Raw genomic sequence first — 13,357 nt, forward strand, 5'->3', positions numbered from 1 at the left:
TAGATGGCAGTTTACTATTTAAAAGGCCTCGTTTTCTTTGTTATATCAGTATTTTAAAAGATTATTTTTGTAGTTGTTTAGATTATTTGTTTCTAATTATTAATTTGTATATGGACGTAGTACGTTTACTTACGAAATTTGAAATTCGGATGAAAAGAAGAGTATTCAAAAAAATAAAAACGTTTTCAATTTAGAATCAAGTGTGTATAATGAAGAAAAATAGGGAAAGCGCTTAACTTAATTTGATGTGCTAAACCTTATAGACTTTCATTTTTTTCTTAAATTTAAATAAAGAGGGAGAAATCATATGAATGTTTTAACGATTGGAATTATTGGTGCTGGACGAATAGGGAAACTGCATGTAGATAACTTGCAGCTGATGCCACAAGTAAAAATTAAAGCGGTTTCAGATGTTGTGATTAGTCATCTAGAAAAGTGGGCCGAAGATAAAGGGATTTCCACTCTGACTACAAACTATCAGGATTTATTAGCAGATCCAGAAATTGATGCTGTCTTTATTTGTTCACCAACAAATACACATGCGCAAATTATAAAAGAAGCGGCTCTTGCGAAAAAACATATTTTCTGCGAAAAGCCTGTTAGTTTCTCAGTAGAAGAAACATTAGATGCATTAGAAGTAGTAAAAGAACAAGGGGTATCTCTTCAAGTAGGTTTTAATCGTCGTTTCGATCCTAACTTCAGGAAAGTCTATGATCTAATTCAACAAGGAGAAGTGGGACACCCACATATTTTAAAAATTACGTCTAGAGATCCACAACCACCAAGTATAGAGTATGTTCGCTCTTCAGGTGGATTGTTTATGGATATGATGATTCATGATTTTGATATGGCTCGTTATGTGATGAATAGTGAAGTCGTTGAAGTATTTGCATATGGCACAACATTAATTGATCCATCCATTCAGGAAGTAAATGATGTTGATACAGCAATTGTCACATTAAAATTTGTGAATGGAGCTTTGGGGGTAATTGATAATAGCCGCCAAGCTGTTTATGGATATGACCAGCGTGTTGAAGTGTTTGGTGAAAAAGGCGCGGTTGCTGCGGATAATTGCTGCCCGACAACAGTTCAAGTGTCAAAAACAGAAGGTATTGTAAAAGATAAGCCGCTTTATTTCTTCTTAGAGCGCTACACGCAAGCTTACATTGAGGAAGTAACACAATTTACAAAGTCAATTATAGAAGGACAAGCTGTTATTTGCAGTGGTAATGATGGATTACAAGCAGAGCGAATTGCGAAGGCTGCGAAGGAATCCTTACTAACAGGAAAACCTGTACAAATTGAACATAAACAGCCTGCATTAAATCAATAAAGAGGGCGCTTACTTCTAGATAGATAAAGAGTAATGAATAGTAGGTTTTTGAACTACTCACCACTTAACGTCCTTACGGACTGTTTGAAGTGGAAGATTCCTGCGAACACCGATGTATCCAACAGTTATCTTAGCAGGCGCCGCCCGTAGTCCCTACGGTGAAAACATAAGCATCTTGTACGTTGACTCACCACGCTTCCTACTTTAGCTTGGTTTTCGCAACTTCAGCAAACGTGGTGCGAAAGAACGTTGAAGATTTTACGGTTGCAACGTTTTTCTGCAACCAACCTCATATCTTCAGTTTTCAAAGAGCAATCTGTACAAGTATATGGTAGCAGATATGTTGGCTTATGCCAACCGACATTCATCTCCCACCTAAAATTGGTGTTTTACACCTTCACATTTTTGAGGAAGGAGTCTTTTGTCGGAAAACGATAAAGCATGGGAGGTAGTAATAATGAATCCACTTATTTTTAAAGAAGATTGTCCATTAGACCTAATTGCAGTTGGACGTTTATGCGTTGATTTAAATGCCAATGAAACACAACGTCCTATGGAAGAAACAAGAACGTTTACTAAATATGTAGGAGGTTCTCCTGCGAATATTGCGATTGGTGCGGCGCGTCTCGGCTTACAGACAGGATTTATCGGTAAAGTGTCCGACGATCAAATGGGCCGCTTTATTACAGGGTATCTACAGGACAATAAGATTAATACAGATCAGATATGTATCGACCGTACAGGTGCAGTGACAGGTCTAGCATTTACAGAAATTAAAAGCCCTGAGGATTGCAGTATTTTAATGTACCGCGACAATGTCGCAGATTTAAACCTTGATCCAACAGAGGTATCTGAGGACTATATTAAACAATCAAAAGCACTCTTAATTTCAGGAACAGCTTTAGCGAAAAGTCCTTCTCGCGAGGCGGTATTTTTAGCGCTAGAATATGCGCGTAAGCATGATGTAGTCGTATATTTTGATGTGGATTACCGCCCTTATACATGGCAGTCAGAAGCTGAAACGGCTGTGTATTACAATCTAGCAGCTGAAAAATCTGATGTCATTATTGGAACGCGTGAAGAATTCGATATGATGGAAAAACTATTAAACTATGAAAAATCTAATGACCAAGTTACGGCTGAAAGATGGTTTTCTCATCATGCGAAAATTGTCGTAATTAAGCACGGCGGGGATGGGTCAATCGCTTATACAAGAGACGGGCAATCTCACCGCGGCGGTATCTTTAAAACAAAAGTGTTAAAGACGTTTGGCGCTGGCGACTCGTATGCTTCTGCATTTATTTATGGCCTAATGCAAGGGCTTGAGATTCCTCAAGCGATGCGATTAGGTGGGGCTTCTGCTTCGATTGTTATTTCTAAACATAGCTGTTCTGATGCAATGCCAACAAGGGCAGAAATTTCTGCATTCATGGAAACGGCTGAGGAAATTGTATAGAAACATCATAAACCATTAATTAAGCAAGGGCGTATCCTATTGGACGCTTCTACATTACATAAAAGGGAGAGAATGAATATGACAGTACAAACAGCACAAATTGTAAAAAACTATATTGGCGGCGAATGGGTAGAATCCATTTCAACTAAGATGGAAGCTGTATATAATCCTGCAACAGGAGAAGTAATTGCTCAAGTACCACTTTCAACAAAAGTAGATGTTGAACAAGCTGTATTAGCAGCAAATGAAGCATTCAAATCGTGGTCCAAAACAGCTGTGCCAAAACGTGCTCGTATTCTATTTAAATATCAACAATTATTAGTAGATAACTGGGAAGAGTTAGCGAAACTTATTACGATTGAAAACGGAAAAAGCTATAACGAAGCTTACGGTGAAGTTCTTCGTGGTATTGAGTGCGTGGAGTTTGCAGCGGGTGCTCCGACATTAATGATGGGAAAACAGCTTCCTGATATTGCAACAGGTATTGAGTCTGGCATGTATCGTTACCCAATTGGTGTTATAGGCGGGATTACACCTTTTAACTTCCCAATGATGGTTCCATGCTGGATGTTTCCACTTGCAATTGCTTGCGGTAATACATTTGTGTTAAAACCTTCAGAGCGTACACCACTTCTAGCAGCAAAATTAGCAAAATTAGCTGAAGAAGCTGGTTTACCTAAAGGTGTATTAAATATCGTAAATGGCGCACACGATGTAGTAAACGGTCTTCTTGAACATAAATTAGTGAAGGCAATTTCATTTGTAGGTTCTCAGCCTGTCGCAGAATATGTATACAAAAAAGGAACAGGAAATTTAAAACGAGTTCAAGCATTAGCAGGGGCGAAAAACCATTCCATTGTATTAAACGATGCAAATCTTGACCTAGCAACAAAGCAAATTATTAGTGCTGCATTTGGTTCAGCTGGTGAGCGTTGTATGGCTGCTTCTGTTGTTACAGTAGAAGAAGAAATTGCAAATCAATTAGTTGATAGATTGGTAGAAGAAGCTAATAAAATTGTCATCGGAAATGGTCTTGATGAAGATGTATTTTTAGGACCAGTTATTCGTGATAACCATAAAGAGCGCACAATTGGTTACATCGATTCCGGTGTAGAACAGGGTGCTACATTAGTTCGTGATGGACGCGAAGATACAGCTGTAAAAGGAGCTGGTTACTTTGTTGGCCCAACAATTTTTGACCATGTTACAAAAGAAATGAAAATCTGGCAAGATGAGATTTTTGCTCCTGTTTTATCTATTGTTCGTGTGAAATCATTGGATGAAGCGATTGAAATTGCCAATGAGTCTCGTTTTGCAAATGGAGCTTGCATTTATACCGATAGCGGGGCAAGTGTACGTCAATTCCGTGAAACAATTGAATCAGGTATGTTAGGTGTGAATGTTGGGGTTCCGGCGCCAATGGCATTCTTCCCGTTCTCTGGCTGGAAAGATTCTTTCTATGGTGATCTTCATGCGAATGGTACTGACGGCGTTGAGTTTTATACAAGAAAGAAAATGCTTACATCTCGTTGGGAAAAGTAATCATGAAGAGAGAAGTAGACTCTTTCTAGTTGTTTGTAAGCGAAAGTAACGCAAGTGGTAAAACATAAGAAGGAAGTATTAGGAGTCTTTCAAATTCCTAATACTCCTTTTTCATATGCAGAATGACTGTTAGAGATAGAAAGGAGCAAATCATATGCAAACTGTTAGAATGACGACGGCGCAAGCATTGGTAAAGTTTTTAAATCAGCAATATGTAGAGTTTGATGGAAAGCAACAAAAGTTTGTTAAGGGAATCTTTACGATTTTTGGTCATGGAAATGTAGTAGGCCTAGGTCAAGCTTTAGAAGAAGATGCAGGGGAATTAGAAGTATATCAAGGAAGAAATGAGCAAGGAATGGCAAATGCTGCGATGGCCTTTGCAAAACAAAAACACAGAAAACAAATTATGGTATGTACTTCTTCTGTTGGTCCTGGATCAGCAAATATGATTACCTCTGCTGCTACAGCTTCTGCAAATCATATTCCCGTTTTACTGCTTCCAGGTGATGTATTTGCAACGAGACAACCTGATCCTGTTCTTCAACAAATTGAACAAACGCATGACTTATCTATTTCTACGAATGATGCTTTCCGTGCGGTAAGTAAGTATTGGGACCGGGTGAATCGTCCTGAGCAATTGATGACAGCTATGATTCAAGCCATGCGTGTTTTAACGAATCCGGCAGATACAGGTGCTGTAACAATTTGTTTACCACAAGATGTCCAAGGGGAAGCTTGGGATTTTCCAAGTTACTTCTTCCAAAAGCGTGTTCATCGTATTGAACGTCGTCTACCTACAAAAGCCAGTTTAGCGGATGCGATAGAAATGATTAAGAAAAAGAAAAAGCCAATTATGATTTGCGGTGGTGGTGTAAGATACGCAGAAGCGGCAGAGGAATTCAAACAGTTTGCTGAAACATTCCGCATTCCATTTGGAGAAACGCAAGCTGGGAAAAGTGCGATTGAAAGTAGCCACCTATATAATCTTGGCGGCATTGGGGTAACTGGAAATTTAGCAGCTAATATAATTGCAAAGGAAGCCGATCTTGTTATTGGAATCGGGACAAGATTTACTGATTTTACAACGGCATCTAAGCAATTGTTCCAGAATAAAGAGGTTGAGTTTTTAAACATCAACATTTCAGAATTCCATGCGAACAAACTTGATGCATTAAAGGTTATAGCAGATGCAAAAGAAACACTTCTTGCTCTAATAGATGAACTGCAATCGATTGAGTATCAATCTAGTTACACAGTAGAAATCACTGATGCAAAAGAGGCTTGGGAAACAGAATTAGCACGTCTACATAATATTCGCTTTACAGGTCAAGGTTTCACGCCGGAAGTTGAAGGTCATTTCGATGAGAATTTAAATGAGTATGTAGACGCACTTGGTACAGAATTAACACAGACTACGGTCATTGGACAAATCAATACATTAATTGATGAAGATGCAATTATTGTTGGCGCGGCAGGAAGTCTTCCGGGTGATTTACAAAGAATGTGGGCATCAAGAAAACCAAATACATATCACATGGAGTATGGATACTCTTGCATGGGTTATGAGGTTGCGGGCGCACTAGGTGTAAAGATAGCTGAACCATCGAAGGAAGTATATGCAATGGTAGGGGATGGTAGTTACCAGATGCTTCATTCTGAGCTTGTCACAAGTCTCCAAGAAAACAAAAAAATTAACGTCTTATTGTTTGATAACTCCGGATTTGGTTGCATTAATAACTTACAAATGGGCAATGGAATGGGGAGCTTTGGAACAGAGTTTCGCTATCGAAACCAGGAAACTTGTAAATTAGACGGGGCAATTATGAAAATTGATTTTGCAGCTAGCGCAGCTGGATATGGTGTGAAAACGTATCGTGTTACATCGATAGAACAATTACAGGAAGCGCTTAAGGATGCGAAAAAACAAACAGTTTCTACATTAATTGATATTAAAGTATTACCAAAAACAATGACAAATGGATACGATTCATGGTGGCATGTAGGTGTTGCAGAAGTATCTAAAAGTCAAAGTGTACAAGCTGCGTACGAGAGTAAAGTAAGTAACTTGCAGCAGGCAAGGTCTTATTAGATTAGGGCACAAAGAGAGCTTTTTATCTACATACATATTGATTAGGAAGCTCTCTTTTTAATGACCAGTTAAGAGAATTTGGCGAAATTCTATCACATTTTGTAAAGAGGAGAGACAAGGGGATGTTCAAAGAAAATACAATTAAACTTGGAATTGCACCAATTGCTTGGACAAATGATGATATGCCGGAGCTAGGAGCAGAAAATACGTTTGAACAATGTATTAGTGAGATGGCACTAGCTGGATTTAATGGAAGTGAGGTAGGGAATAAATACCCGAGAAATACAGTTGTATTAAAAAAATCTTTGGAATTACGAAACCTAGAGATTGCTAGTGCATGGTTTAGTACGTTCTTGACAACGAAGCCACTTGAAGAGACAGTACAAGCATTTATTAAACATAGAGATTTCTTGCATGATCTGGGCGCAAAAGTCATTGTTGTATCAGAGCAAGGACATAGTATTCAAGGTTTAATGAATGTACCACTATTTCGCAATAAACCCGTTTTTACAGAAGAAGAGTGGGAAAAGCTAGCGGATGGGTTACATCACCTCGGTAAATTAGCTCAGGAAAAGGGGCTACATATTGTATACCATCACCATATGGGTACGGGTGTTCAAACAACAGCAGAAATTGAAAAGTTAATGGATATGACGGATCCAGAGTTTGTATCTCTGCTTTTTGATACAGGTCATCTTGTTTTTTCAGGAGAAGAGCCGCTTTATATTTTGAAAAAATATTTACCTCGCATTAAACATGTACATTTAAAAGATATTCGCCAGGAAGTAGTAAATGCTGTAAAGGAAAACAATTTAAGCTTCTTACAGGCAGTGAAGAATGGTGCGTTTACAGTTCCAGGAGATGGCGTAATTGTATTTGATGAAGTTTTTACTATTCTTGCAAACTCTGAATATAAGGGCTGGTTTGTGGTAGAAGCAGAGCAAGACCCAGCTTTAGCGAATCCTTTTGAATACGCATTAAAAGCTCGAAGATTTATACAAGAAAAAGCAGGTTTGTAATTTAAGCATTTTAAGATTATCCCTAAGTAAATGGTATGGTAATCAACATGTCTTCTTACAAAAGGGGTAAAAAGACGTGACGGTTGGTTTTGCATTTAATAAATAATATTGAAATAGGGGAGTATGTAATGCCATTAGTTCAAATGAAAGATATTTTAATTAAAGCAAATCAAGAGAATTATGGGGTTGGAGCTTTTAGTGTCGCTAATATGGAAATGGTAATGGGAGCTATTCAAGCAGCTGAAGAGTTACGTTCCCCGCTCATTCTACAAATTGCGGAAGTTCGTTTGAATCATTCGCCCATTCATATGATTGGTCCTTTGATGGTAGCTACAGCGAAAAAAGCAACTGTTCCAGTAGTAGTTCACTTTGATCACGGTATGACGTTTGAAAAAATTAAAGAGACATTAGAAATTGGTTTTAGTTCGGTTATGTTTGATGGCTCTCACTATCCGTTAGAAGAGAATATCCAAAGGACAAAAGAAGTTGTGGAGCTTGCGAAACAGTACGGAACGACAGTAGAGGCTGAGATTGGCAGAGTAGGTGGTAGTGAGGACGGATCAGAAGATATTGAAATGATGCTGACAAGTACTAAAGAAGCAAAAAGATTTGCAGAAGAAACAGATGTTGATGCGTTAGCTGTTGCGATTGGAAATGCGCACGGGATGTACAATGGAGACCCTGATTTACGATTAGACCGCTTGCAGGAGATTAATGGGATAGTCGATATTCCTTTAGTATTACATGGTGGGTCTGGCATTAGCCCAGAGGATTTCAAGCAATGTATTCAACATGGTGTTCGAAAAATTAATGTAGCAACAGCCACGTTTCAGAATGTAATTACTAGAGTTAACACTGCGGCCTTAAATACTCCTTATTTAGATTACTTTACGTACCATCAAGATGTAGTTGAGGCCGCATACGAAAACGTTAAAAATCATATACGCATATTCGGAAGTGAAAACAAAGCATAACCAGAAAGGCTTTCTTCATTAAATAATAGAAGGAACTCATAATTTAGTTAGTTGATAAAAGTAGAGAATGATAGAGTAGCCATAAAAAAAGGGGGAGAACATCATGTTAGGAAAATTAGGTGAATTAAATGAAGGCTATAATGTATTAACAGAAATGAACGGTCAATGCAGTGATATGTTAATGGATATAGGCATATATAAGATGTCTAATGGAAAAGAAGAGTTGCTATTTGATAATGAAAATGAAACGGCAGTACTTTTACTAGAAGGGACAATACGTCTAGAGTGGGAAGGAATGGAACAAGTTATTCAAAGACAGTCTGTTTTTGAAGAAAACCCTTGGTGTTTACATGTGGCTAAAAATGTGAAGGTTACAATTACTGCTCTTTCAGATAGTGAAGTGCTTGTTCAAAAAACAGATAATGATCAAGAATTTGCGTCCAAGTTGTATACTCCAAATGAGTGTCAAAGTGTTGTAGCTGGAGAAGGAGTATGGGAGGGAACAGCACAACGTGTTATTCGTACGATTTTTGACTATAACAATGCAGCGTATTCTAATATGGTAGTAGGAGAAGTTATTTCTTATCCAGGGAGATGGTCCAGTTATCCACCGCATCATCATAATCAACCGGAGGTATATTATTATCGCTTTAACAAGCCACAGGGATTTGGATGTGCGATGGTAGGTGAGGATGCTTATCGCGTTGTACATAATAGTTTTATTACAATTCCAGGTGAACTAGACCACCCACAAGCAACTGCGCCTGGATATGCAATGTATTTTTGTTGGATGATTCGACATCTTGAGAATAACCCATGGAATGATCGTATCATGGAGGAAGACCACAAGTGGTTATTAGAACCAAATGCGAAAATTTGGCCAGAAAAAGAATAGATGAAAATAAAGGTTCTGGACAAAAACGATGTCACTTGCAATTGTTTTTGCTAAGAACCACTAATTTTTTGTCAATGTAGGCAGGCTCTTATGTGAGGTAACGTAAGAGCTTGTTTGCATGTTCTACCTTTTTTTATGTACAATAGTAATAAGAGATGATATAGACAGGGAGAGGAAATCCATGTCCACTAAATTAGTAAATTTACGGATTGATTTTGCTTTTAAACAGCTTTTTGGAATAAAAGGAAATGAGGAAATTTTAACGGGTTTCCTAAATGCAATTTTAGAGGAATCTTTAGATGCACCTATTACTTCGCTACAATTAGATGATCCACATCTCCATAAATCTTATGAAGATGATAAGTTATCGATTTTAGACCTATTAGCAACACTGGATAATGGGACGCAAGTAAATATCGAAATCCAGCTTCGAAATACACATGATATGGTGAAGCGCTCCTTATATTACTGGAGTAAACTTTATACTTCACAAATGCAAGAAGGGATGCCATATCGTTCACTTCGGAAAACAATTACCATTAACTTACTAGACTTTATTTTATTTTCTCAGGATGATGAATTTCATACCATCGGACAATTATGGAATACAAAATTACAGCAACTCTTAAGTGACGACATTGAAATCCATTTTGTAGAGATACCGAAATTGGTAAAACAATGGCGTGAAGAAAAAGTAAACCCATGGGAAAATACATTTGTTCGTTGGATGTTATTATTACCAGCACATGAAGATGAACATTTAACTCAAACATTGGAGGAGATTGCGATGAATCAAGATCCAATTTTACAAAAGGCAATAAATAAATGGGAAAATATGAGCCATGATTCTTCTTTTAGAACAGCGTACGAAGCTCGAGAGAAATTGCTTTTAGATGAACAAGCTAAGTTAGCACATGCAGAACAAGAGGGCATGGAAAAAGGTATTGAGCAAGGTAAGATGCAGATGATTCGAGGAATGCATGAAATTGGTGTACCACTTGAAACTATTGCAAAAGCAAGTAAGTTGAGTGTGAAAGAAATAGAACGTATCTTAAATCTAAGATAAATATATGTGAGTATACAGAACTCATGAGTAGAAAAATTAGACGTTCATTATCATAGTACGTTTAATGGGAAAGCATTGTTGAAGATTTCAGCAGTGCTTTTTCTATATCATTTAAGGCAATTGATCTTTTGTAAAAAAAGTAAATTGCCTTTTTATGATTTAAAAATATTTTAACTTTGTAATAAAGGAACCTAAATCATAACCTGTTTTTATTATAGCTATAGCTGAAAGCACAGTTAATGGATATTTAATATATGGATTGTTGAGGCATTCCATTATGTTTTTCATGTTGCAAACCTCCATGGTATTATTTACATCATTATATTAATTATCTCAAATATAATGAATAATAGTCAATATAATGTAAAGAAAGATACTTAATTGAAGGAGAACTAAACAAAATAATGGATAACAAAACAATCGTACTTTTTATAAAAATTACATAGTAATTCACAAGGAAAGACTTCATTTTAATCAAACTTTATTTCAAAGCTACAACAACTATATTACTCTGTTTCAATAATGGCAAAATAAATATCATTGTACAGTTGATGTACGCAAATAATAAACCTGTTAAAAAGCAATAATATCATTTCAAAAAACTTTAGAAACCCATGGTAATAATTGGTGTAATTACTCTTTATCCTGTATGATAAAAATGGAAATATTCCAATATTTTTATAGTCAATAATTGACTTAATAGAAGTAGAAAAATTATTGATAGAAAAGAAAAGGATGACCAAAATGTGAAGAAAAAGGAACTGGTATGGCATAGACGGTGTTTTTGTTAAAGATTTAAAATATGAAATAGGATCGCTTGAATCTCATGCACTATCCATACATAAAACTAACTTTGAAGATTGGGAGTTAGAGTTAAGTGCCTATGAAGAAGAATTATATTATTTTGAAGAAGCAAAACAAAAACAGGAACCTATAGAATTTGCTGTTTATATCCAATATATGAATCGTTTAACAGGAAAAGCGATAGTGAAAAGTATTGAAGAAAATACAATTGTAGTAAAAGGAAGTGCTGTTTTATATGGTTATAGATATGTATCATCACTTTGAAAATATTTCGACCTTTAAACAGAATAAAATAAACAAATTAAGGGGTATGTAAGATGGGGAAATTTGTGAAAGACCAAAAGGTAGTTGCACTGACATTAGAAGGATTAGCACCATGTACAGTTGTAAGAGTAGGTTGGATTTTCATTATGGTAGAAGTAGAAGAAACGAAACATTTATATTCTGTTACAAAAAGTAAACTAACACCTATAGAGGAAGAGAGACACTACCTTTTAGAAGAGAGTATTGATGAAGACGGTGTATTCGATATAGGTAGATTGTTTGCTAAAATAGAAGCAGAAGACATGGACCTTGCAAAGAAATCATTTGAAGAAAATGAAGACTTCAAGAAATATGAAGATTTTCACAATCCATCAGAAGGGAAACTGTATGATGTAGAGTACTATACTACAATAAAAACAGGTAAAGAGTTACTAGAACAATACTTTAATCGAGAAGAGCTAGAGCGTAATGGTACTAATTAAATTAAATGTGAGAACAGTTAAAGGTCAAATCTTATTTATGTTAGGTATATAGAATAAAAAAATTTATAATTGCTTTATCCTTTGAAAATAAAAATAAGATTTCCGATATATACAAGAACAGGAAGTATGATTGAATATATATTTTTCTTTTCACTTATTGTAATTGACATAACTTTAATTGGAGGTTCTTTTAAAATTACATGAAACATAGGGAAGAAATACAGCACTCGAACAGCTATTTAATGTTCAAGTGCTTATTTTATGTAGAGTCTAGATTTTAATTAATGATGAGATAACTTTATATCTTATTTATACAAATTATGATATGGTACAATATGTTAATTAAATACAATTTTTTCTAAGGGGATGGGGCATAGTGAAAGCAAAGAAACTAGTAACGTTTGCGATACCGTTCATGCTATTGGCAGGTTGTGGTACCGATAAAACAGACGCAAAGCCAAAAGAAAAAGTAGAATCTAAATCAGAAACGAAAGAAAAGCTGTCAAAAGAGAAGTATCCAACTCGAATGACTGGTTTATCTTCTGAGTTAGTGCAGAAGATTACAGTAATAACTGAGATAGCTATGGATAAAACTAAAAAGGAAACAGACTTAAAGAAAGAAATTCTAAAGGAAGAGTCTGAGTTGCAAAAGATTATCGCTAAGTTTAAGAAGATAGACCCACCAAAAGAGTTTGAAGACGCTCATAAAGAGATTTTAAAAGCAGTAGACTGTTATAGTGAAGCCTATGCACTTCAAGTAGAAATTTTGAAGGGGAAAGGAAAAGTAACAGACGAAGATAGAGAAAAGTCTAAAAAGTCAATGGACTTGATTAATGAGGGTAACAAGTACTGGCATAAAGGATTCGACCCTATTGAATCCCATAATGAGAAGGAAGCAAAAGCCTTAGGTTTCGATGTAGATACGAAGACCAACTCTAAGTCGTCAACTACTTCTGATAATGGTAACGTACAAATATCCGCAGACGGTAACGAGTTAATCGGTTCTTGGGGGAGTTACAAAGGTTCTGAGTTTCGTAAGGGTTTAGACTTTAGACAAGATAAGTCATTCACGGCTTATGATGACACTGGTAACTCTTCTTATGAAGACAATCATATGACAGGAACATGGTTATACAATAAAGACAGTAATAAAGTAACTATGATTCCTACTGAATTTGTTAAAGACGGTAAGAAGATAGATGCTAGACAAATGAATGCAGTAGTAGATTATACTGTTGAGTTTTTCAGAGCAGGTTCTTTAAGAATGGTAGATAGTAATGGGAACAAATTAGAAGTAGAAAGGCAGAAGTAAAATTGAAATAAAGTCGAACTGTCTATAAAAAAGCTGAACCACTAGATTCCTTTGTATAAAGGGATCTCTTTTATGCTTATTTTTAATTACAATATTCTTATAGGGTAATAATTTTGTTACA

At 36.1% G+C, this 13,357-nt stretch carries 12 protein-coding genes; 11 read left to right on the top strand and 1 reads right to left on the bottom strand.

Annotation, left to right across the window (positions count from 1 at the left end; genetic code table 11):
- Positions 1 to 307 precede the first annotated feature (307 nt).
- The 8 genes from iolG (at position 308) to ES895_RS23545 (ending at position 10,374) form a co-directional block, all read left to right on the top strand.
- Positions 308 to 1,333, top strand: a complete 1,026-nt coding sequence (iolG, locus tag ES895_RS23510) for an inositol 2-dehydrogenase (RefSeq protein ID WP_001101872.1) — start codon at positions 308 to 310, stop codon at positions 1,331 to 1,333.
- Positions 1,334 to 1,790: 457 nt separating this feature from the next.
- Positions 1,791 to 2,789 carry a 5-dehydro-2-deoxygluconokinase gene (gene iolC, locus ES895_RS23515; RefSeq protein ID WP_001068610.1) on the top strand — a complete coding sequence of 333 codons (999 nt, stop codon included), beginning with the start codon at positions 1,791 to 1,793 and terminating at the stop codon, positions 2,787 to 2,789.
- Between the two features lie 78 nt (positions 2,790 to 2,867).
- Positions 2,868 to 4,331: a CoA-acylating methylmalonate-semialdehyde dehydrogenase gene (locus tag ES895_RS23520; RefSeq protein ID WP_135238695.1), complete on the top strand. Its 1,464-nt coding sequence runs from the start codon at positions 2,868 to 2,870 to the stop codon at positions 4,329 to 4,331.
- Positions 4,332 to 4,485: 154 nt separating this feature from the next.
- The gene (iolD, locus tag ES895_RS23525) at positions 4,486 to 6,420 is read left to right on the top strand and encodes a 3D-(3,5/4)-trihydroxycyclohexane-1,2-dione acylhydrolase (decyclizing) (protein WP_097813725.1); all 1,935 of its coding nucleotides are present in this window, start codon (positions 4,486 to 4,488) and stop codon (positions 6,418 to 6,420) included.
- A 122-nt stretch (positions 6,421 to 6,542) separates the two neighbouring features.
- Entirely contained in the window at positions 6,543 to 7,439 is an 897-nt protein-coding gene (gene iolE / locus ES895_RS23530) for a myo-inosose-2 dehydratase (RefSeq protein ID WP_000471989.1), read from the top strand.
- A 128-nt stretch (positions 7,440 to 7,567) separates the two neighbouring features.
- Positions 7,568 to 8,413, top strand: a complete 846-nt coding sequence (locus tag ES895_RS23535; protein WP_135238696.1) for a class II fructose-bisphosphate aldolase — start codon at positions 7,568 to 7,570, stop codon at positions 8,411 to 8,413.
- A 103-nt stretch (positions 8,414 to 8,516) separates the two neighbouring features.
- Entirely contained in the window at positions 8,517 to 9,308 is a 792-nt protein-coding gene (locus ES895_RS23540; RefSeq protein WP_000900823.1) for a 5-deoxy-glucuronate isomerase, read from the top strand.
- A 181-nt stretch (positions 9,309 to 9,489) separates the two neighbouring features.
- Positions 9,490 to 10,374 carry an Rpn family recombination-promoting nuclease/putative transposase gene (locus tag ES895_RS23545; RefSeq protein WP_000104994.1) on the top strand — a complete coding sequence of 295 codons (885 nt, stop codon included), beginning with the start codon at positions 9,490 to 9,492 and terminating at the stop codon, positions 10,372 to 10,374.
- Between the two features lie 159 nt (positions 10,375 to 10,533).
- Here the strand turns inward: ES895_RS23545 and ES895_RS30035 are convergent, their stop codons facing one another.
- Complete coding sequence (locus ES895_RS30035; protein ID WP_000789921.1) at positions 10,534 to 10,662, bottom strand: hypothetical protein; 129 nt, start codon at positions 10,660 to 10,662, stop codon at positions 10,534 to 10,536.
- A gap of 483 nt (positions 10,663 to 11,145) precedes the next feature.
- On the opposite strand from ES895_RS30035, the gene ES895_RS29895 reads away from it, so the two are divergent.
- The 3 genes from ES895_RS29895 to ES895_RS23560 all read left to right on the top strand — a co-directional run bounded on the left by ES895_RS29895 (position 11,146) and on the right by ES895_RS23560 (position 13,236).
- Positions 11,146 to 11,442, top strand: a complete 297-nt coding sequence (locus ES895_RS29895) for a hypothetical protein (RefSeq protein ID WP_033668101.1) — start codon at positions 11,146 to 11,148, stop codon at positions 11,440 to 11,442.
- A 53-nt stretch (positions 11,443 to 11,495) separates the two neighbouring features.
- A complete protein-coding gene (locus ES895_RS23555) occupies positions 11,496 to 11,924 on the top strand; it encodes a hypothetical protein (protein WP_000514637.1) in 429 nt (142 codons plus the stop codon).
- A 376-nt stretch (positions 11,925 to 12,300) separates the two neighbouring features.
- Complete coding sequence (locus tag ES895_RS23560; protein WP_135238697.1) at positions 12,301 to 13,236, top strand: DUF7018 domain-containing (lipo)protein; 936 nt, start codon at positions 12,301 to 12,303, stop codon at positions 13,234 to 13,236.
- Positions 13,237 to 13,357 lie beyond the last annotated feature (121 nt).

Source organism: Bacillus sp. 007/AIA-02/001 (assembly GCF_004634455.1).
GTDB lineage: Bacteria > Bacillota > Bacilli > Bacillales > Bacillaceae_G > Bacillus_A > Bacillus_A cereus.